This window comes from Arthrobacter sp. Y3223065 (assembly GCF_059090885.1).
On sequence record NZ_JBNHGC010000002.1, the window covers coordinates 460,896 to 481,416 of the forward strand.

Sequence of the window (20,521 nt, forward strand, 5' to 3'; positions counted from 1 at the left end):
TCCGGATAGTGGCGGTCGGCCTCGGCGAACCGCTGCTGGCCGGCGCGCTCAGCCTGCCGTATTTCTGGGGCGACGGAGCGCTCCGCACGATCGTTATCGCCTCGGCCCACGGAGGTGCCATTGCCCTGATCGGTGCTCGGCGTTGGAAGCTGGGGGACGCCTTCAGTCCGTCGTCCCTGCTTATCCCGGCCCCTTCTTGCGCTTGCGTTCGGGGCACGGAAAGCGGGCGAACTAGTCGTGTTCGTCCCGGACCCCCGGGCCGACATCCGCGTTGTGGTACCAGATGCAAGACTGAAGTCATGAATGTCGAGTCGACATCTATTCTTAAATGCCCGCTGTGCAAGGAGGAAACCTCAGCAGGCATGCCCACAGATGCGTGCCAGTTCTTTTGGGTATGCCCGAAGTGCAACGGACGAGTCCGCCCTATGGACAGCGACTGCTGCGTATTCTGCTCGTACGGTACCGTTCCCTGCCCGCCCAAGCAGACCCAAGATAATTACTGGAGATAGGAGAGCATTGCACCCGACGAAGCTGCTTTAGGGCTTGTGCTCGAAACCTCTGGTCGTGAGGTGACGGCATGCAGGACGCTGGGAAATCCTAACGGGAGGTCCGGGGCTGACGATCCCAACAAAAGAGGACTTAATCCGACTCAACTAGGAGACAGTTTGGAGCGCTTCGCCGATACGACCTCCGCGCGGGGAGGAGACAGCCTCAGCAGCGAAAAGTGTAGGAGACACCCCCGGTTTCCGACAGAAGGGGTAAACCGAAGGGTTATAACCACCACCGAAGTGCAGCTACCCGATCGTTCGCGGGCAACTGCAGCGGCCGCCTGGAACGTACGCAGGCGGCCGCTTTTTCATTGCCAGTGGTTTCAAACCTCGGTTCACGAGTTGGTTTAGTCGCGTGGGACTATTCCTACACAATTACCCGTTCCGATGGCTATCGAATGTGTGTACGAATAAAATTGTGGTATGGCTCTTGCACCGTTGGACCGCACCGGGGAGATGGGAACATCCCTGGCCCAGGCGTGTGTCCTGCTGCAGGATGTCGCTGACTGCTTTCCCGTCGAGTCTGCTTCCCTGTCCACCCGGGATCTTGCCAATACCGTAGCGGCGGTGGAGGACGTTTCGAAGCTCGTGGAGTTCCGCCACCGTGATGAACAGCGCCGCGAACCCGCGGATCCGCCCCGACGCCATCGAAACCGCCGCCAACGGCGGAAGTGGAGGTGGCACGGCAGGGTCCGCCGGCCCCGGCCCCGGCACTGGCAGCGCGGGAAACACCGACGCACGCAGCACAGCGGCAGGCACGGATCATGCTGGTGCGGCCGGGACCGGCGTGGCAAACGCCGCAGCCGCCACATGCGCTGCCGACCCGGAAATGATTCCGGCTGTAGGGGCTGGGTCGGCAGGGGCTGATGGCCGTGGGGCAGTGGATCCGGCCGTGGTGGAGGCGATGGACGATGCCACCCGGGCGCAGAAGCTGCTGGCCGGCCTGGTCGGGGCCTGCCGGATCGCGTTGAACACCGGCAGGCTTCCGGACTCGGGCGGGCCCGGACACAGGTGATCGTCACCACCGGGTATGACCAGCTGGCCGGGCTGCTCTCCGGCGGCGGCAGCGCGGTCTTCACCGGACCAGTCTCGGCCACCACGGTGCGCCGTGCGACGCCGAGATCATCCCGGCCGTCCTCGGATCCGAGGGCGAAATCCTGGACCTGGGCAGGTCGCAACGGTTCTTCAACCGGGCCATCCGCCGGGCCCTGGTCGCCCGGGACAAGGGGTGTGCCTTCCCGGGGTGCAGCATGCCCGCGTTCTGGACCGGAGCGCACCACATCATCCCGTGGTGGGCCGGCGGCCGCACCACTGTCGATAACGGGGTGTGCCTCTGCCTGCTCCACCACGACCTGATCGAGCAAGGCAACTGGGAAATCAACGTCGTCGACGGCATCCCCTGGTTCACCCCGCCGGACTACATCGACCCCCGCCGCAAACCGCTGCGCAACTCCTACTGGCAAACCCACGTCCCACCCCAACCACTCCACGTCCCACCCCAACCACTCCAAGGCGCACCATGACCAATCCGGCGCGGGCGGACGCGCGGGGCACAGCTGTCCAAGCTTGATGCGGGATCAATCACCGCCCAACAGCAAGCGTGGCTCCCAATTACCGCCACTGGGCGCGTGTCCTGCTGCAAGAGAAAAGGGAAGCAGGCCCCCAGCCCAGCCGGCCGTGACCGGGAACGCATGCGACAAGGGGCCTGAGCAGCTAACCGCGGGGCGCGCGCGGCCGAAGGTAGTAGGTAGCGGCTCACCGGAGCCCTCGAGAAACCTGGGACGGGGCCAATGATCGTAGTAACGCGGCTGAACGACAGCCAGTTTGCGGTCAACCCTGACCTGATTGAGCGCGTCCATGCCAACCCGGACACCACCTTGGTGATGGTCGACGGCGCCAAGTACATCGTCACCGAGACGATGAGCCAGGTCATCGAGATGATCGCCAGCTACCGCGCATACGTGCTGCACCTGGCCCGTGAGCTGCCGCCTTCAGTCCACCAGCACGGTCACCCCCAGCTCGGCCTCGTGCCACCCGCCGCGCCGGCCCCCGGAGACGACTCCGCGGACTCCGGCAACACTGTGCCGCTGCGCCCTAGGAATACGTAAATGGATCCCGCAACACTTATCGGCCTCCTGCTGGCCTTCGGCTCGCTCTACGCCATGATCACCCTCGAGGGCGCCCACGTCTCGGCGCTCCTCATCCCGGCCCCCATGATCCTGGTCTTCGGTGCCACTATCGCCGTGGGCCTGGCCAGCACCACCCTCAGGGACGGCCTGCACGCCTTCAAAGCGCTGCCCAGGGCTTTCACCGGCAAGGTCGCGAAGCCGCAGGTGGTCATTGACCGAGTGGTGGAACTGGCCGAAAAGGCGCGCAGCGAGGGCCTGCTGGCACTGGATGCAGAGGCGACCGAGGAAAAGGACCCGTTCATGCAGCGGGCGCTGCAGAACATCGCCGACGGCACCGACGGCGAGGAACTGCGGATCCTCCTCGAAGACGAGATCAGCACCAAGGCGCGCACCGATCGTCAATCCTCCAAGTTTTTCATGGGCATGGGCGGCTACGCCCCGACCATCGGCATCATCGGCACTGTTGTATCGCTGACACACGTGCTGGAAAACCTCTCCACCCCGGATACCTTGGGACCGATGATTGCGACGGCGTTCGTTGCAACGCTGTGGGGACTGCTCTCCGCCAACTTCATTTGGCTGCCGATCGGCGGCAAGCTGAGGCGCTTGTCCGACCTGGAAACCGAACGCATGACCCTGCTAATGGAAGGCATGCTGGCGGTCCAGGCTGGCAGCCAGCCTCGGCTGTTGGGCGAACGACTGCGTGCCATGGTTCCGGAGCATGAGATGGGCGCGGGGAAGCCGGGCAAGGAAGGCAAATCCGGCAAGTCCGACGACAAGCCTGCGGTCAAGGCAGCATGAAGTCGCGGCGCCCGCGCCGGCCGCTAGGCGCGGAAGAAGACGAGCACCCGGACGAGCGGTGGATGGCCTCCTACATGGACATGGTCACCGTGCTGATGTGTATGTTCATCGTGCTTTTCGCCATGTCCACCGTGGATGCGGCGAAGTTCGAAAAGTTGGCCAACTCGTTGGCCACCGGTTTCGGCGTGGAACGCACCCAGGCTGTTGATACGGCGGAAGGGGTAGTGGTCCCGCCGGAACTCGTTGATCAGGAGGGCCAGGGGTTTACCAGCGGCGACGCCGAAGAGGACACCGAGGGTGAACTGAAAACCGATCTCGACGTGGCCATCAAGGAAGTCAACGACCTGCGCAACATCCAGGAGAAGATCACCAAGGGGCTGCAGGAAGAAGGCCTGGATAAAGCGGTCCGCTTCCAGCTTGACGAACGCGGCCTGACCGTTCGCCTGATAGGCAGCGAGACGTTCTTCGAGCCGGACTCACCGGTGCTCACCCGGCAGACCATCAGGATCCTGAACGTGGTGGGTCCTGTGCTGAGGCCGGTCGGCTACGAACTGAAGGTGGAAGGCCACACGGCGCAGGTGCGCCACCTGGACCCGAACGCACTGGACTGGGAGCTCTCCTCGGAGCGTGCCGTGAACGTGCTGCGCCATCTGGTGGAAGACAGCGGCGTGGTTTCAAACCGCATCTCCGCCGTCGGGTTTGGCGAATCCAGGCCGCTGACCAGCAGCGGGAGCGATGAGGATCTCGCCATGAACCGCCGCGTGGACATTGTGGTGCTCTCCGGCCAGCCCGAAGCCATCCGCAACCTGATTCCCGAAGTCATGAAGGATCCTGCCGGCGCTGCCAAAGAGGCCGCCGCGGAACGGGCGGAATTGGCCAAGAAGGCCGCCGAAGCTGAAGCAGCTGAAAAGGCCGAAGCCGAGTCGGCTGAGTCTGAAGCCGCTGAGGACAAACCTGCCGAGCGCGTGGCAGGAGAACCGGGCGGAAGCTCAGGGAGGGACGTGGTCACCGGCGGTGGCCACAGCGGCGGCCCGGGGCCGGACGCCACCTACGCGCCGGCGCCCGGCGCGACCTCCTCCGACCGCTGAGGGCTCGGCTCTGGCACCGGGCGGCCGACGTCGGACGTGCCGCCGCGACCGGCTCACCTGCATTATCCGAACTCCTAACATCCCGAATTACGCTGCCGATAGTGCCTGCTGTGACGGTCCAGGAACATGCGCACTCAAGCGCGCCCGAAAAGCCGGCCAGAGCCGTCGAAGTCTACGATTTCCGGCGGCCCACCACTCTGGCGCGGGAGCATTCCCGCGTGCTGGAGTTGGCCTTCGAAACATTCGCCCGACAGTGGGGCACTCAGCTGACCGCCAAGGTCCGCGTGATCTGCACAGTCACGTCGGAGCAGGTCCAGATGCAAACCTACGACGAGTACGCGGCCTCATTGCCGGCCAGTACCGCGATGGTCCTCTGTGCCCTCGACGACATCACCGGCAAGGCCGTGATCCAGTTCCCGACCAAGGCTGCGATGACGTGGGTCGACCACATGCTGGGCGGCAACGGCAGCCACGACTATCCGGACCGCAAGTTCACGCAAATTGAACAGGCCCTGGTCAGCCGCCTAATGGAGGACGCGCTGGAGGACCTGCGCTACTCGCTGGGTTCCCTGCTCACCACGCCCATCAGCCTGGACCAGATCCATTACAACTCGCAGTTCGCGCAGGCGGCGGCCACCAACGACCTGATGATCGTTGCCACCTTCGAAATCCGGGTCGGCGACATGTCCGCGCCCGCCACGGTAGCGATCCCGGCCGAGGTGCTGCTGACCCAGCTGCGTGATTCGTTCGCCATGAGCAGCCCGGCCAACGCACGGAAGCTGCTGGAGACCCAGCTGGTGCAGATACCGGTGGACGTGGCCCTGCAGTTCGCCCCCATGCGCGTCCGTCCCGGCCAGGTCCTCGACTTGGCCATAGGCGACCTGCTGCCGCTGCCGCACCCGCAACACCGCCCGCTGGATGTTGCCGTCAACGGCGAACGCCTGGCGCATGCCGCCGTGGGCGCCAACGGCAACCGCCTGGCCGGAGTCATTGTTACAACCGAGGAGAACGCCCGATGACACAGACCCAGACCCTTCAGGCTGCTGCCGCCGACGCGCTCCTGGGGCTGCTGCCCACCAACACGCCGCTCTATGCGGTGCGCCAGGACGAAGGCGGGCCGCTGCCCGGGCAGGTAGCCTCCGCCGTCGTCGGATCCTTTGTGGGCGGTACCTCGGCCGACGTCGCTTTGGTGGTGGCCGACCAGGCCGCGCTGGCCGCCGCCGCGGGCACGGATTCCCGGTTGGTCTCCGCCGCCGACCTGCTGCGCCCGGCGCTGGAAGCGGCCACCGCCGTGCTCGGCGCCGGTGTGCTGGGTGAGGCACGCGTCGGCAACGCCGCGGCGCTGTTCTCCGATCCGGAAGCCGCGGTGTTCAAGCTGACCGGCGGCGACGGCGAGGCCGGCGGCTGGTTCGCCATCCGGCTGCGCGGTAACCCGGCCGGGCACGGCGCGGACGACTCGGTGTTGGCCAAGCTGGGCCGCATCAACAACGTGGAAATGGCGCTGACGGTGGAGATCGGCCGCACGCGGATGTCCGTGCGCGATGTGCTGAACCTGGAACCGGGCGGCGTGATCGAACTGGACCGCTCCGCCGGCGCCCCCGCCGACGTGCTGCTCAACGGCCGCCTGATCGCCCACGGCGAGGTCGTGGTCGTCGACCAGGACTACGCCGTGCGCATCACCAAGATCCTCGACGTGCCCGAAGGACTCCTCTAAATGGAGACAGTGGTCCTCGCTGTGCGGGTAGCGCTCTCGCTGGCCGTGGTGCTGGGGCTGCTCTGGGTGCTGCAGCGCCGCTTCAGCCGCGGCGCCCGCACCGGCGCCCGCAAGCTGGTGCGCGTGGTGGAACGCCAGACCATCGGGCCCAAGGCCGCCGTGGTGGTGGTGGACGCCGACGGCCAGCGCTTCGTGCTGGGCGTGACGGATCAGGCCGTGCACGTGCTGGACAGCCGCGAGGCGCCGGTCGAAGAGGCGGCCGAGCCCGCCCACCGCGCTCCACAGACCGCGGCTGACAGTTTCTCCCGGCTGCTGGAGCTTGCCACCGGTCGCCCATCGGGTCACGGCCAGGCCGCTGCGGAGGCTACGGCCCCCTCCGGCTCGTTCGATGCCACCGCCGCCCCCCGGACGGCGGTTTCCTCCGACGGCGACTCCGGCTTCCCGCGCCGCGCGGCCCGTCGTGCCGCCGCGCCCATGCCCGAGCCGCTCGTCGACAAAGCGATTGAAGAGCACCCGGTCACCGGGCAGGAGTTCGACGAGTCGAACCACGACAACGACGTCATTCCCATCCGGCAGGCCGGACTGTATCCGATCGACGGCGGACGGCGTTCTGTCCGCACCGGCCGCCGGGCGTCGCGTTCGGCCGGCTGGCAGGAGCAGGCGCCGGATTCCCCGCTGGCCGGCTCCATCCTTTCTCCGTCGACCTGGAAGCAGACCGCCGAAGCCCTGAAGCAGGTCCGTTCGCGTTGAGAAGCACCGGCATTATGGCCTTGACGGCGGGCCGCTGGCCGCGTCTGGCCACCGCAGCATTGCTGGCCTTATTGCTGGCAGTGGTCTTTGCCGTCGCCGCGGCCATCCTGAGCGCGCCTTCCGCCTTCGCGTCGCCGGTCGCCCCGGTTCCCCCCGTGGACCCGCTGGCTCCCGTCGAACCGGGGTCGCCGGACGGCGACGGCGGGTTCTCGGTGGAAATCAACGGGCCCAACGGGACGCCGTCGTCCGCCGTCATCACGCTGCTGGGCATCACGCTGCTGTCGGTGGCTCCCGCGCTGCTGCTGATGATGACGTCCTTCACCAAGATCTTCGTGGTGCTGGCGATGACCCGGAACGCGCTGTCCCTGCCCTCCATCCCGCCGAACCAGGTGCTGGCCGGGCTGGCACTGTTCCTGTCGCTGTTCGTCATGTGGCCGGTGCTGACCCAGGTGAACGAGCTGGGCGTGCAGCCGTACATGGAAGGGACCACGAACTTCACGGACGCGGTGGGTGCCGCGGTCGCTCCGCTGCAGAACTTCATGCTGGCGCACACGCGCGAGGAAGACCTGGCGCTGATGATGCGCGCCGCCGACCTGCCCAACCCGGAGAATCCGGAGGCCGTGCCGCTGCAGACCCTGATCCCGGCGTTCATGATTTCCGAGTTGCGCGCCGCGTTCATCATCGGGTTTGTCATCTTCGTGCCGTTCCTGGTGATCGACCTGGTGGTGGCCTCGGCGCTGATGTCCATGGGCATGATGATGCTCCCGCCGGTGATGATTTCGCTGCCGTTCAAGATCCTGCTGTTCGTGCTGGTGGATGGCTGGGGCTTGATCATCACCGCCCTGGTCGGAAGTTACGGTACCTAGCCGTGGATACAAACGCCGTCCTCGACATCGGCCTGCAGGGCCTGCTGGTCGCCGCCAAACTCTCCGCCCCGGTGCTGGTCACCGCGCTGGTGGTGGGCTTCGCAGTCTCCCTGGTGCAGTCCATGACGCAGATCCAGGAAATCACGCTGTCCTTCGTGCCCAAGGCCGTGGCGGTGGCCGTTGCGCTGCTGATCTGCGGACACTGGATGATTTCCGAGATGGTCTCCTTCACCCAGGAAATGTTCGAGAAAATCCCCAGCCTGCTCGGCGGCGGATAATGAACATCCCGCTCGACCAGGCGTGGATCGAGGCCACCATGCTGGCAGGTGTCCGCATGGTGGCTTTCCTGCTGATTGCCCCGCCGTTCTCCTACGGAGCCATCCCGGCCCGCATCAAGGCGATGCTCGGCGTCGGACTGGCCCTGGCGGTGTCCCCGCGGGTGGCCAACGGGTACGAGCCGATGAGCACGGCAGGGTTCTTCGGCGCGCTCGTGCTGGAGATCCTGGTGGGCGCGCTGCTGGGGTTCCTCGTGTTGGTGGTGTTCTCCGCGGTGCAGTCGGCGGGCACGCTGATCGACCTGTTCGGCGGCTTCTCCATGGCGCAGGCGTTCGACCCGCAGTCCATGGTCAACGGCGCCCAGTTCACCCGGCTGTTCCAGATGGCCGCGCTGGCGCTGCTGTTCGCCTCCGACGGCTACCAGTTGATCATTGGCGGGCTCGCGCGAAGTTTCACCGCGCTGCCGCTGGGCGGGGGAGTCGACCTGGCCGAGCCCGTGCAGCTGATCATCACCGGCGTGACGCAGATGTTCCTGGCGGCGGTGCAGATTGCCGGACCCCTGCTGGTGGTGCTGTTCCTGGCCGACGCCGGCCTGGGCCTGCTCACGCGGGTGGCCCCGGCGCTGAACGCGTTTGCGCTGGGCTTCCCGTTAAAGATCTTCCTCACCCTGACCTTGGCCGGCGTGGTGTTCGTGGCGCTGCCGCGGATTGTCTCCTCGCTCGCCGGGCAGGCCGTGACGGCGCTGACGGGGGTGGGATAGATGTCGCAGGAAACGTCCGAGGAACGGACAGAGCAAGCCACGCCCAAGCGGATGAAGGACGTCCGCCAGAAGGGCCAGCTCTCCAAGTCCCAGGACCTCACCGCCTGGCTGGGCGTGGGCGCGGCCGCGGTGATGCTGCCGATGACCATCGACCGGGCCTCCCAGGCCGGCACGGACCAGATGTTCACCGTCGCCCGGATGATCCAGTCGCCAGACCCGGGGCTGGTGGTCAAGGCGCTCGAGGACGGGCTGGGCACCATCATGTACACGCTCACGCCGATGTTCCTGGCCGTGGTCGCCGTGGTCATCGCGGGTGCGGCGCTGCAGGGCGGCATCCACTGGAAGAAGTTCAAACCGGAGACCCAGCAGTTCAACCTGGTCAACGGGCTCAAGAAGGTGTTCGGCATGCAGGCGCTCTGGCAGGGTGCCAAGGCGCTGTTGAAGACCGTGGTGGTGGGACTGGCCCTGTACTTTGTGATCCAGGGGCTGGTCCCGGTGCTGATGACCGCCGGCGGGCTCTCGGTCGCCTCGCTGCTCGAGGCTGCGGGCGGCGGCACCGCCGGGCTGCTGCAGACCGCGATCATCGCCGGCCTGATGCTGGCCGTGCTGGACGTGATGGTGGTGATCCGGCGCAACCGCAAGAAAACCCGGATGACCAAGAAGGAAGTCCGCGACGAGAACAAGAACTCCGAGGGCGATCCGCTGATCAAGTCGCAGCGGCGCTCGCGGCAGTTGGCGATGAGCCGGAACCGCATGATCGCCGCGGTGGGAGGCTCCGACGTCGTGCTGGTCAACCCGATCCACTACGCGGTGGCGCTGAAGTACGAACCGGGAAAGTCGGCGCCGCGCGTGGTGGCCAAGGGGGCGGGCAACATTGCCGCCCGCATCCGCGAGGAAGCCGAAACCACCCGCGTGCCGGTGGTGCGCGATGTCCCGCTGGCCCGGGCGTTGCACGCCGCCTGCGAAATCGGCCAGGAAATCCCCATGGAGCTCTACAACGCCGTGGCCCGCGTGCTGGCCTTCGTCATGAGCCTGAAGGCCCGCGGCACCGCCGTCGGCGTCCACACCATGGCGGAGTCAGCCATGACCGATGCCGACGCCGCCGCCCATGCCGCCGCCCACGCGTCAACCCGGCAGGGCCGCCGAGCCTTGTCCCTACCGTCACCCGGAGGTGACTGATGAACCGCAACCTCTCCAAGCTCGCCGTCCCGATCGGGGTGGTGGGCATCATCCTGCTGCTGGTGGTGCCGATTCCGGCGGGACTGCTGGATGTGCTGATCATCGTGAACATCCTGCTGGCGCTGGTGATCCTGCTGACCACCATGTTCGTGAAGAAGCCGCTGGACTTCTCCGTGTTCCCGTCGCTGCTGCTGGTGGCCACGCTGTTCCGGCTGGGCCTGAACGTGGCGTCCACCCGGCTGGTGCTGGGCGACGGCTACGCCGGGCAGGTGATCGAGGCCTTCGGCCACGTGGCCGTGGGCGGCTCGATCATCATCGGCGCGGTGGTGTTCCTGATCCTGGTGGTCATCCAGTTCGTGGTGGTCACCAAGGGCGCCGAGCGCGTGGCCGAGGTGGGCGCGCGCTTCACGCTGGATGCGATGCCCGGCAAGCAGATGGCGATCGACGCCGACCTGAACGCCGGCCTGATCACCGACGCGCAGGCCCGCGAACGCCGCGCCGCGGTGTCCGCCGAAGCCGACTTCTACGGCGCGATGGACGGCGCGTCCAAGTTCGTCAAGGGCGACGCAATCGCCGGCATCATCATTATCATCATCAACGTCGTCGGCGGCATCGCCATCGGCATGCTGCAGCGCGGCATGGAGATCGGCGACGCGGTCAGCACCTACACCCTGCTGACCATCGGCGACGGCCTGGTCACGCAGATCCCGGCCCTGCTGATGGCCGTGTCCACCGGCATGATCGTCACCCGGTCCAACGCCGACTCCGAAATGGGCTCCGACGCCTCCGACCAGCTGACCCAGTCCCGCAACGCGCTGATGATTGCCGGCGGCGCGGCCGTTCTGCTGGCCCTGATCCCGGGCATGCCCAAGATCCCGTTCATCCTCGTGGGCGCGTTCCTGATCTTCATGGCGCAGCGGCTCAAGGCAACGGAGGCGGCCAAAGCCAAGGACGACGACGCCGCCGCCGCCGCCGAAGCCTCTCAGGCGGCTCCCGCTTCGGAGACTACCGAAGACCTGATCGAACAGATGCGGGTGCACGCGCTGGAGATCCAGCTGGCCCCGGACCTGGTGGATTTGGTCTCCGGCGCCTCCGACGACCTGCTGGCCCGGGTGCGCGCGCTGCGCCGGAAGATTGCCATGGAGCTGGGCGTGGTGGTGCCGCCGGTGCGCACCCGCGACAGCATCGACCTGCCGATGTCCACGTACGTGATCCGGATTGCCGGCGTGGAGGCCGGCCGCGGCGACGCACCGGCGGGCAAGGTCCTGGCGCTGGGGGACAACCTGGAATCGCTGCCGGGTATCGCCACGGTGGAGCCGGTGTTCGGGCTGGCCGGCAAATGGGTCCCGGCGGAGATGCGGCACAGCGCCGAGATGGCCGGAGCGACCGTGATCGACCGGGTCTCCGTGCTGGTCACCCACCTGTCCTCGCTGATCTCCGCCAACGCCGCGCGGCTGCTGACCCGTGAGGACGTGCGCGTGCTGACCGAGGGCGTGAAGGCCGTGAACCCGTCCGCCGTCGACGAACTCACACCGTCCCTGCTGTCGCTGGCCGAGGTGCAGCGCGTGCTGCAGGGGCTGTTGGCGGAGCAGATCCCGATCAACGACCTGCCGCGCATCTACGAGGCGCTGGCCCTGAAGGCCAAGTCGTCCACCGACCCGGAGGGGCTGATCGAGGCCGCCCGGCAGGCGCTGGGCCCGGCCTTGACCGCGCAGTACCTGGACGGGCAGTTGCTGCGCGTGATCATGATCGATCCCACGCTGGAGCAGTCCATGCTGGAGGGCATGCGCCCGTCCGAACACGGTACGCAGATCCTGCTCTCGGTCGAGCGGACCGAAGCCGTGCTGGCCTCGCTTCGGAACGCGCTGGAGAAGGTGGAAGCCAACGGCCTCACCGCCGTGCTGGTGTGCGCGCCCGCGCTGCGCCCGGCCATCCGGCGGCTCGTCTCGGCGCAGGCCGGGGGACTTCCGGTACTGTCCTACCAGGAGGTCACCTCCGCCAACGTGAAGATCGAGACCGTGGGGGTAGTACGTGTCGGCCAGACGGCTGCAGCTTAAAGGCGCTTCCCTCCAGGAACTCAAGGCCAAGGTCCTGGCCGACCATGGGCCCGACGCGAAGATCGTCGCGGCCGAAAAGGTCACGGTCGGCGGCATCCGCGGCTTCTTCGCCCGCGAGCACTACGAAGTCACCGTGGAACTGCCGGCCTCGACCGTGCGCGGCCAGCACGCCCTGGACCAGCAGGCCCGCGCCGGAATCGCCGCGCTGCTGGCCGATGCCGAGCGCACCGAATCAAGGCTGCACGGCAAGGCGCCCGAACTGCACGTCTCCACGCATACCGACCAGTTCGCGGTCATCATGGACAACCTGACCTTCAACACGGCGCGGCCCACCCGGCTACCCCAGGGCGCCCGGCTGGAGGAACCGCTGCCGGAGGCCGCCGGGCAGGCGGAGGGCTTCGGAACCGCCGCGGCAGGGCCCGGCTCGGGACGGAGACGGACCGACCCGAAATCCCCTGAGGACGCAGGCGCAGATTCCCGCCGCGCAGCCGCGCGGGGACCGGAGGCCCGTGCAGCGGCCATCGAAGCCCCCGTCACGGAGGCCCCAGCCACGGAGGCCACAGTCACGGAAGACCCATCCACGGCAGCCGCAGCGGCGCCGGTCGCGGCTCCGGCAGCTGGGGCCATGCCCGCGGCCTCCCGGGCCGACAGTTCCCTGGAGGCCGCGGGATCCGGGACCCGGCCGGCCGGAACGGGACGGCGCGCGGCGGCAGCAGCCGCTGCAACCGAGGCTCTTGAGCGGGACCAGGCCGGGCAGGCCGGGCGGGCGGAGCAGGCTGGTACCGCCGACCCGTATCGCTCAGCCGGCACCGAAGGCCAGACGGATGCCGGGGGAGGCACCGGCGTCGTCGTCGGCACAGTCACAGAGGATGGGCAGGCGCCGCCGCAGGAGGCACAGCGGCTTGCGGGCGCGGGCCCGGCCGGCAAGCCGGCCATCCCGGTCCCGCTCTACGGCCCGGGGGACCTGGTGCTGGTGATCGGCCAGGGGGATGTCGCTTTGGAGGCTGCCACCTCCATGGCCGCCGCGGCGCCAGCGGTCAACGGTGCGCCGTCCGAGGCTGCCGATTGGATCTCCGGCGGCGGGAACATGGTGAAGATGGCCGGTGCGCATGCTGCCGATGTCCGGCGGCCGGTGCAGGACCGCAACAGCGCGATAGGTGCCCGTGCCCGAGGCGTGGAGCGGGGACAGAGCGTCTTCGTGGCCTTTGGCCTGGGCCAGGCGCTCACGCCGTCTTTGGAGCTGCTCGCGCTCCTGCCGGCGCTGGGAGCCGACCAGATCTGGCTGGCGGTGGACGCCGGACGAAAGGCCGAGGACACCGACCGCTGGGTGCAGGCCGTGCAGCGGGTCGTCGTTCCCGACGGCCTGGCGGTCACCGGGACGAGGCACACCAGCTCGCCGAAGACGGTCAACACACTGGGGGTGCCGGTGGGGTGGGTGGACGGCGAGCCGTCCGAGACCGCCTGGCTCTGACGCCCGCGGCCGGTTGCGCGGCCTGCCCCGGCGCCAAGTTCAGCTGCGATAGAGTTGACGCGTGCTGGTGCTGACGCGAAAACCCGGAGAGCGGATCCTGATCGGTGACGACATTGTCATCACCGTGCTGGATGCCCGCCGCGACGGCGTCCGCTTGGGCATTGAGGCCCCGCGCGGCGTGAAGATCCAGCGCGATGAAGTGGTCCAGGCGGTCAGCGAAGCCAACGTGGCTGCCGCGCAAAGCGGCCCGGAGGCCGAGGCGCGCATCAAGGCCCTGCTGGGCCTGAGCCTCCCCGGCAGCAGCGGCCCCGGCGGCGACGGCAGCTAAAGCACGTCACCCGCGGGCCTCAGGCGCCCGGGCCAGGCACCGGCGTCGTCGTGCTGTTGTGGGTCTTTTTGACCTAACCCGTCGCGGCAGGATAAACTTGGTAGTCGTTGTGCGTGTCCAACCTCGATACGCTATGTCCGTGTGGCGGCCCAGTTGCAGGGCCAACCTGGTCCACGGAGATAGCCGAGACTTTCTGGGCCACTGGTTACATTTCAGTCCTCACCTGAAGTTCCGGTAGCGCATCACCAACTTTGCGCGTGTGTTCTGTGAAGAATGCGCCGCTACCTTAGAACACCAAACGAAGGCAAAAACCGTGCGTACGTACACTCCGAAGCCCGGCGATATCAACCGCCAGTGGCACGTCATTGACGCCACCGACGTCGTCCTGGGTCGTCTTGCCAGCCAGACCGCAACACTGCTGCGCGGAAAGCACAAGCCGACCTTTGCTCCTCACATGGACATGGGCGATTTCGTCATCATCATCAACGCTGAGAAGGTCGCCCTGACCGGCGCCAAGCTCGAACAGAAGCGTGCCTACCGCCACTCCGGTTTCCCGGGTGGCCTGTCCTCCGTCAACTACGCCGAACTGCTGGAGAAGAACCCGGTTCGTGCAGTTGAGAAGGCCATCAGGGGCATGCTGCCGAAGAACTCCCTGGCTGCCCAGCAGCTGTCCAAGCTGAAGGTCTACACGGGCGCCGAGCACCCGCACGCTGCCCAGCAGCCGAAGACCTTCGAAATCACCCAGGTCGCCCAGTAGCGCCGGCCACCACTAGAAACTTAATTCAAGGAGCATCGTGGCTGAAGAGCTGAACACTGCTGCTGAGGGCGAAACCCTCACCAGCTACACCTCGGAATCATCCGAGGTCACCGAGACCGCCAAGAAGGAACGCCCCGCCCTCACCGTAGGCGGAGGCGCCGTGGGTCGCCGCAAGCAGGCTATCGCCCGCGTGCGTCTGGTTCCGGGTGCCGGCAACTGGACCATCAACGGCCGTGAGCTGGCGAACTACTTCCCGAACAAGCTGCACCAGCAGGAAGTGAACGATCCGTTCAAGATCCTGGATCTGGAAGGCGCATACGACGTCATCGCCCGCATCCACGGCGGCGGCCCCTCCGGCCAGGCCGGTGCGCTGCGCCTGGGCGTTGCCCGTGCGCTGAACGAGATCGACCGCGAGAACAACCGCCCGACCCTGAAGAAGGCCGGTTTCCTCACCCGCGACGCGCGCATCATCGAGCGCAAGAAGGCCGGTCTCAAGAAGGCCCGCAAGGCGCCGCAGTACTCGAAGCGCTAAACCGCTTCCGAAGCTTTGGCTTCCACCGCGAGGCCCCGCAGCATGGCTGCGGGGCCTCGCGTGCGTTTAAGCGGCCGTACCCGGGGGACGTGGCCCGGGAGGCGCGCGCCTAGCGGCTGTACCAAGGGGACGTGCCTCGGGGGTGGAAGGCCGTCGGCGGCCGTTGTCCCCGGCGCCCCTCCCGCCTCCGCTTCCGTTTGAGGAGACCGCCCCCGCCTCCGCCTGCGGAGACCCGCCCCGGGGCAGGGTCAGCCACTAAAACACGGCTTTCCACGCGGCGGCCGGCCGGAGGTGGACCGACTCCTTGGCACCCTGCCGTAAAATGGGTCGCGATGTCTAGATTATTTGGTACCGACGGAGTCCGCGGACTGGCCAACGGATTGATCACTGCAGAGCTCGCGCTCGAGGTCGCGCAGGCCGCCGCAGTGGTCCTTGGCCACCGGCAAGTTGAAGACGGCAAGCGCCCGACGGCGGTGATCGCCCGCGACCCGCGCGCCAGCGGCGAGTTCATCAGCGCCGCCGTGGAGGCCGGCCTCGCCAGTGCGGGTGTCGATGTCTACGACGCCGGGGTACTGCCCACCCCTGCGGCCGCCTACCTGGTGGGGGACCTGGCTGCGGACTTTGGCGTGATGATTTCCGCCTCGCACAATCCCGCACCGGATAACGGCATCAAGTTCTTCGCCCGCGGCGGGCACAAGCTGCCGGACGAGGTCGAGGACGCGATCGAGCAGGAGATGGCGCAGCCGCGCGTCCGGCCCACGGGCGCGGAGATCGGACGCATCCAGCGTTTCGCGGACGCGGAAGACCGCTACATCCTGCACCTGCTGCAGACCCTGCCGGTCCGCCTGGAGGGCCTGAAAGTCGTTCTCGACTGCGCGCACGGTGCAGCCAGCGGCTGCTCTCCGGAGGTGTTCCGCGCCGCCGGGGCGGACATTGTGGTGATGGGGGCCGAGCCGGACGGGCTGAACATCAACGACGGCGTGGGTTCCACCCACCTGGAGAAGCTGCAGGCCGCCGTCGTCGAGCACGGCGCCGACCTGGGCATTGCCCACGACGGCGACGCCGACCGCTGCCTGGCCGTGGACGAGCGCGGCGAAGTCGTGGACGGCGACCAGATCATGACCATCCTGGCGCTGGCCCTGCGTGAAGCCGGCCGGCTCAAGGACGATGTCCTGGTCGCCACGGTCATGAGCAACCTCGGCATGAAGCTTGCCCTGCAGGACGCCGGCATCCGCATCCAGGAAACCGCCGTGGGCGACCGGTACGTGCTGGAATGCATGCGGGCCCACGGCTACTCGCTGGGCGGCGAGCAGTCGGGCCACGTCATCTTCTCGGACTACGCCACCACCGGCGACGGCGTCCTGACCGGGCTGCAGCTGGCCGCCCAGGTGGCCAAGTCCGGCAAGCCCCTCTCGCAGCTGTCGCAGCGGATGGTCCGGCTTCCCCAGGTCCTGATCAACGTCAAGGACGTGGACAAGTCGGGGGTCGAAACCAACCAGCCGCTCCAGCAGGCCGTGGCGGCCGCGTCCGCCGCGCTGGGTGGGACCGGCCGGGTGCTGCTGCGCCCGTCCGGCACCGAGCCCGTCGTCCGCGTGATGGTCGAAGCCGCGGACATGGAGACCGCCCAGGCTACCGCCGAGGAACTGGCCCGGACCGTGAAGGCGCACCTGTCGTTGGAGACGGCCGCTGCAACCGAGCCGGCAGGGTAGCTCTCAGCGCCGGGCCTTCACCACCACAACCTCGTAGCTGTCGGCCGTCGGCGGGTTTCCGGTGTCGAACTTCGCGTTCACGACGGCAAGTCGATGGCCGAACAGCGCGGCGGTGGTCGGGGTTTGGAAGGCGTCACTGGTGATCACGGACCGGACCTCCCCGGAGTTTAACCGGCGGTCCAGCTTGATCACGCTGATCTGGTTGTCCATGTTTTGGACCGCCCAAAGCCAGCGGCCTTTCAGCACCAACCCGTCGACGTTGGGGACGCTGACGCCGGAGATCATCTCGCTGGCACCGGTCCTCGGGTTCACGGTGTACAGCGCCGCATTCGCCGAGTGGGCCACGATCAGCTTCCGCCCGTGGTCGGCCGCCACGATGCCGTTCAGGTTGAACGCGTCCGGGGTTTCCGCGGCAGGACCGCTGAGTTGCAGCGTCCGTGGGCTGCCCAGCTGCCCGCGGTGGCCGATCGGCACGAAGTACAGCTCGCCTTCACGTGAGTTCGTAAACCACGCGCCGCCCCGGCCAAGGGTTACATCGTTGATGAAGGAACTGGCGGGGTCGTTCAGTTGGAACTCGGCCACCGGTTCTCCGGTCCGGGTGTTGTAGACATAGGCCATGCCGGTAGGTCCGCCGGCCACGAAGAGCAGGTTCCGCCGCGTGTCGGTGGCCATGCCGACGGCGAACCGCCCGTCCGGTGCGTCAATGAACTTCTCGGCGGTGCCCCGCCGTATGTCGCCACGGAAGATGTCGCCCGCCAGCAGATCGCCGGCGTAGAAGGTGCTGCCCCGCCCGGCGGCGATGCCCTCCGCGGACGTCGCGTCCGGCAGGTCGATGATTCGGTCCGTGCACTCAGACGACGAACCGTGGCTGTCGAAGGCAACGTGGCCGGCGGAAGCCGGCAGCCCCGTCAGCATTAGGGCGACGGCGGTCAGCAGGGCGGCGGCACATCTTGCCGCCAAGGAAAGGGGGACATGAGGTCGCATGGAGGTTCACCTGATTCTTGCGCGAGGGTGTCGGGAGTTCCCTCCAGCAGGCTCCCGGTGGTGATCCTCATAGCGTACGCCGAGCGGGCCGAAACGTCAGGCTCTTCCCTCGGCGCCGCGGGAACGGCCCGGCGCGCCATAGCGGCAGGCCTTCGGAGGCCGTTTTTACGCCTGGTTGCGCGCCTGCAGGGCGTCCCGAATTTCGGTGAGCAGCGCGACCTGCGGGTCGACGGCCTCTTCTTCCTTGTTGATCCCCAGGCGGCGGTTGCGCCGCTCGATCATGTGGTTCATCGGTGCCACGATGACGAAGTAGATCGCGGAGGCGATGAGCAGGAAGTTCACGATGGCGGTCAGCAGGACGCCGAATGCGACGTTGTTGCCGTTGAAGTTCCACAGCAGGAAGCTGTCGAAGTTCGGCGAACCGACCAGCCCGGCGATGAACGGCATCAGCACGCTCTTGACCAAGGCATTGACCACGCTCCCGAAGGCTCCGCCGATGATCACGGCCACGGCAAGGTCAATGACGTTGCCCTTCATCATGAACTCTTTGAATCCGTTTATCATGTGGCCAAATGTAGCGCCTCGGGGTCGTGCACCCAGGCCGCCGCAAGGTGGAGTTGCTTCGTCACCGCTCACGAATAGCGGGCGGCACCGGGCAATCCGAAGTACTCTTCGAGCGTCTCGATGCCCCGTTCGGCCATCTCCGCAGCCACTTTCTTTCCCACGTAGCGCAGGTGCCAGGGCTCCGGCGAATAACCGGTCACGGCCTCGGCGCCGGGCGGGTAGCGGATGATGAACCCGAAGCGCGCGGCGTTGTTGGCCACCCAGCTGCCCGCTGCCGTGTCGGCGAAGCACTGCTGCAGGTTGCAGACCCCGGTGGCGTCGCCGATGTCCAGGGACAGCCCGGTCTGGTGCTCCGAATAACCGGGCCGCGCCGAGATCATGTCCGCGGCAATCTCGCTGCCGTGTTGACGCACCCAGTGGTTGTAGGTGCTCACCTGCGTGGCGTAGGACCGGAAACCGCTGACCATGATCATGGACGCGCCGTCGGCAGCGGCGGCGTTGAACATGTCCTCGGTGGCGGTCGCCACGGCGTCCCGCAGCAGCGCGGATTCCCCGCCGGTACCCACGCTCACCGCCGGCTGGCGCAGGTCCGCGGGGTAGTAGTCCAGCGGATTGAGCGGCCGCGCCTTGTTGACGACGACGGCGATGCTCGCCGGGTCGCTGTGGTCCTCCCCGGCGCCGGGCGCGCCGCCGTTTCTCTTCCCGCCACCCTGGGCCCCGCCCTTGCTTCCGCCGTCCTTCTTCCCGCCGCCGGCGGCGTCGCCGTCCTTCCGGGGAACCTTCGGGCTCTGTTCGGGGACCGGCAGGGACGTGGTGCCCTCGGACGGGACCGGTGCGGCCGTCGTCGTCCCGGCGGAAGCGGCGGGAGGGGGCGCGGTTTCGCCCGCCGGGGCGCAACCGGTGAGCAGGGCCAGCACGGCGGCAACGCCGGCTGCAAGCACCGGAGCCCTTAAGGCGGCCATGTCAGGTTTTCCGCAGCAGCATTCTGCGGATCGAGTGGTCCGCATCCTTGGTGAGCACCAGTTGCGCCCGCCCGCGTGTCGGCAACACGTTCTCCCTCAGGTTCGGTTCATTGATCCGGCGCCAGATCCCCAGCGCCGTCTCGGTCGCCTCGTCGTCCGTGAGCGAGGCGTAGCGGTGGAAATAGGATTCCGGATCCGTGAAGGACGTCCGCCGCAGTTTGTGGAAGCGGTTGACGTACCACTGCTCAATATAGGAGGTCTTGGCATCCACATAAATGGAGAAGTCAAAGAAATCGCTGAGCGCCAGCCCGGTGCGTCCGTCCGCCCGCGGGCGCGCCGGAGCCAGGACGTTCAGCCCCTCCACGATCAACACATCCGGGCGGTGGACCACCACTTCCTTGTCCGGCACGATGTCGTAGGTCAGGTGCGAGTACCAAGGGGCATGCACTTCCTCGGCTCCGGACTTCACCTCGGACACAAAGCGCAGCAGCGCGCGCTGGTCGTAGGACTCGGGGAAGCCCTTGCGCTCCATCAGCCCGCGCCGGGCCAGTTCCGCGTTGGGGTAGAGGAAACCGTCGGTGGTGACCAGCTCCACGTTCGGGGTGTCCGGCCAGCGGCGCAGCATCTCGCGCAGCACGCGGGCAGTGGTGGACTTGCCGACGGCGACCGATCCGGCCACGCCGATCACGAAGGGTGTGCGTCGGCTGGTCTCGCCCAGGAACGTGGTGGTGGCCTTGTGCAGCTCGCCGGCGGCGCCCACATACAGGTTGAGCAGCCGGGAGAGCGGCAGGTAGACCTCGCGGACCTCGTCCAGGTTCAGGGCATCACCCAGTCCCCGGAGGCGCTCGATATCGTCCTGGTCCAGGGGCTGTTCAATCTCGTTGGACAGCCTGGACCAGGTCTGCCGGTCCAGCTCAACGAATGGTGTGAAGTTACTCTCACCGTTGGACGCCGTCGTCTTCGGTGTCGCATCAGTCACCTATGAATTGTGCCTGCTGCGGGAATCAAATCCCAAAAGGCGCATCACTGCGGCGCGCCGGAGTGCC

The 20,521-nt window shown here is 67.4% G+C and carries 23 protein-coding genes; 19 read left to right on the plus strand and 4 right to left on the minus strand.

Annotated features, from left to right (window positions below):
• Window positions 1-299: 299 nt before the first annotated feature.
• The 19 genes from AC5RUK_RS07150 to glmM all read left to right on the plus strand — a co-directional run bounded on the left by AC5RUK_RS07150 (window position 300) and on the right by glmM (window position 16,965).
• Window positions 300-509, plus strand: a complete 210-nt coding sequence (locus AC5RUK_RS07150) for a GDCCVxC domain-containing (seleno)protein (RefSeq protein ID WP_494107660.1) — start codon at window positions 300-302, stop codon at window positions 507-509.
• Window positions 510-1,152: 643 nt separating this feature from the next.
• On the plus strand, window positions 1,153-1,563 hold the full coding sequence (locus AC5RUK_RS07155; protein ID WP_494151745.1) for a hypothetical protein: 411 nt from the start codon (window positions 1,153-1,155) through the stop codon (window positions 1,561-1,563).
• A 193-nt stretch (window positions 1,564-1,756) separates the two neighbouring features.
• Window positions 1,757-2,071, plus strand: coding sequence for an HNH endonuclease (locus AC5RUK_RS07160; protein WP_494151919.1), 315 nt, complete (start codon window positions 1,757-1,759; stop codon window positions 2,069-2,071).
• Window positions 2,072-2,338: 267 nt separating this feature from the next.
• The gene (locus tag AC5RUK_RS07165) at window positions 2,339-2,656 is read left to right on the plus strand and encodes a flagellar FlbD family protein (RefSeq protein WP_493988923.1); all 318 of its coding nucleotides are present in this window, start codon (window positions 2,339-2,341) and stop codon (window positions 2,654-2,656) included.
• Complete coding sequence (locus tag AC5RUK_RS07170; protein ID WP_493988924.1) at window positions 2,657-3,478, plus strand: motility protein A; 822 nt, start codon at window positions 2,657-2,659, stop codon at window positions 3,476-3,478. It begins immediately after the preceding gene.
• A complete protein-coding gene (locus AC5RUK_RS07175) occupies window positions 3,475-4,566 on the plus strand; it encodes an OmpA/MotB family protein (protein WP_494151746.1) in 1,092 nt (363 codons plus the stop codon). Before AC5RUK_RS07170 ends, AC5RUK_RS07175 begins: the two co-directional genes overlap by 4 nt.
• Window positions 4,567-4,667: 101 nt before the next feature.
• Window positions 4,668-5,585 carry a flagellar motor switch protein FliM gene (locus AC5RUK_RS07180; protein WP_494107663.1) on the plus strand — a complete coding sequence of 306 codons (918 nt, stop codon included), beginning with the start codon at window positions 4,668-4,670 and terminating at the stop codon, window positions 5,583-5,585.
• Window positions 5,582-6,280: a flagellar motor switch protein FliN gene (gene fliN / locus AC5RUK_RS07185; protein WP_494151747.1), complete on the plus strand. Its 699-nt coding sequence runs from the start codon at window positions 5,582-5,584 to the stop codon at window positions 6,278-6,280. The genes AC5RUK_RS07180 and fliN overlap by 4 nt, the downstream gene beginning before the upstream one ends.
• Entirely contained in the window at window positions 6,281-7,030 is a 750-nt protein-coding gene (locus AC5RUK_RS07190; protein ID WP_494151748.1) for a FliO/MopB family protein, read from the plus strand. It abuts the gene before it with no gap.
• Between the two features lie 14 nt (window positions 7,031-7,044).
• Entirely contained in the window at window positions 7,045-7,896 is an 852-nt protein-coding gene (fliP, locus tag AC5RUK_RS07195; protein ID WP_493988929.1) for a flagellar type III secretion system pore protein FliP, read from the plus strand.
• Window positions 7,897-7,898: 2 nt separating this feature from the next.
• On the plus strand, window positions 7,899-8,174 hold the full coding sequence (gene fliQ / locus AC5RUK_RS07200; protein WP_493988930.1) for a flagellar biosynthesis protein FliQ: 276 nt from the start codon (window positions 7,899-7,901) through the stop codon (window positions 8,172-8,174).
• Window positions 8,174-8,932, plus strand: coding sequence for a flagellar biosynthetic protein FliR (locus AC5RUK_RS07205; RefSeq protein ID WP_493988931.1), 759 nt, complete (start codon window positions 8,174-8,176; stop codon window positions 8,930-8,932). Before fliQ ends, AC5RUK_RS07205 begins: the two co-directional genes overlap by 1 nt.
• Window positions 8,933-10,111 carry an EscU/YscU/HrcU family type III secretion system export apparatus switch protein gene (locus AC5RUK_RS07210; protein WP_494151749.1) on the plus strand — a complete coding sequence of 393 codons (1,179 nt, stop codon included), beginning with the start codon at window positions 8,933-8,935 and terminating at the stop codon, window positions 10,109-10,111. It abuts the gene before it with no gap.
• Window positions 10,111-12,168: a flagellar biosynthesis protein FlhA gene (gene flhA / locus AC5RUK_RS07215; RefSeq protein WP_494151750.1), complete on the plus strand. Its 2,058-nt coding sequence runs from the start codon at window positions 10,111-10,113 to the stop codon at window positions 12,166-12,168. Before AC5RUK_RS07210 ends, flhA begins: the two co-directional genes overlap by 1 nt.
• Window positions 12,143-13,639 carry a hypothetical protein gene (locus AC5RUK_RS07220; RefSeq protein WP_494151751.1) on the plus strand — a complete coding sequence of 499 codons (1,497 nt, stop codon included), beginning with the start codon at window positions 12,143-12,145 and terminating at the stop codon, window positions 13,637-13,639. The genes flhA and AC5RUK_RS07220 overlap by 26 nt, the downstream gene beginning before the upstream one ends.
• Before the next feature lie 61 nt (window positions 13,640-13,700).
• Window positions 13,701-13,967 carry a carbon storage regulator gene (locus tag AC5RUK_RS07225; protein ID WP_494151752.1) on the plus strand — a complete coding sequence of 89 codons (267 nt, stop codon included), beginning with the start codon at window positions 13,701-13,703 and terminating at the stop codon, window positions 13,965-13,967.
• A gap of 313 nt (window positions 13,968-14,280) precedes the next feature.
• On the plus strand, window positions 14,281-14,724 hold the full coding sequence (rplM, locus tag AC5RUK_RS07230) for a 50S ribosomal protein L13 (protein ID WP_493979145.1): 444 nt from the start codon (window positions 14,281-14,283) through the stop codon (window positions 14,722-14,724).
• A 37-nt stretch (window positions 14,725-14,761) separates the two neighbouring features.
• Window positions 14,762-15,256, plus strand: coding sequence for a 30S ribosomal protein S9 (gene rpsI / locus AC5RUK_RS07235; RefSeq protein WP_493979144.1), 495 nt, complete (start codon window positions 14,762-14,764; stop codon window positions 15,254-15,256).
• A gap of 332 nt (window positions 15,257-15,588) precedes the next feature.
• Window positions 15,589-16,965 carry a phosphoglucosamine mutase gene (gene glmM / locus AC5RUK_RS07240; protein WP_493988936.1) on the plus strand — a complete coding sequence of 459 codons (1,377 nt, stop codon included), beginning with the start codon at window positions 15,589-15,591 and terminating at the stop codon, window positions 16,963-16,965.
• A gap of 3 nt (window positions 16,966-16,968) precedes the next feature.
• Here glmM and AC5RUK_RS07245 read toward each other — a convergent pair whose 3' ends face one another.
• The 4 genes from AC5RUK_RS07245 to coaA all read right to left on the minus strand — a co-directional run bounded on the left by AC5RUK_RS07245 (window position 16,969) and on the right by coaA (window position 20,454).
• Window positions 16,969-17,949, minus strand: a complete 981-nt coding sequence (locus AC5RUK_RS07245; protein WP_494151753.1) for an SMP-30/gluconolactonase/LRE family protein — start codon at window positions 17,947-17,949, stop codon at window positions 16,969-16,971.
• A gap of 165 nt (window positions 17,950-18,114) precedes the next feature.
• A complete protein-coding gene (gene mscL, locus AC5RUK_RS07250; RefSeq protein WP_493988938.1) occupies window positions 18,115-18,513 on the minus strand; it encodes a large conductance mechanosensitive channel protein MscL in 399 nt (132 codons plus the stop codon).
• Window positions 18,514-18,581: 68 nt separating this feature from the next.
• Window positions 18,582-19,475, minus strand: coding sequence for a M15 family metallopeptidase (locus AC5RUK_RS07255; RefSeq protein WP_494151754.1), 894 nt, complete (start codon window positions 19,473-19,475; stop codon window positions 18,582-18,584).
• Between the two features lies 1 nt (window position 19,476).
• The gene (coaA, locus tag AC5RUK_RS07260) at window positions 19,477-20,454 is read right to left on the minus strand and encodes a type I pantothenate kinase (RefSeq protein ID WP_493988940.1); all 978 of its coding nucleotides are present in this window, start codon (window positions 20,452-20,454) and stop codon (window positions 19,477-19,479) included.
• Between the last annotated feature and the right edge of the window lie 67 nt (window positions 20,455-20,521).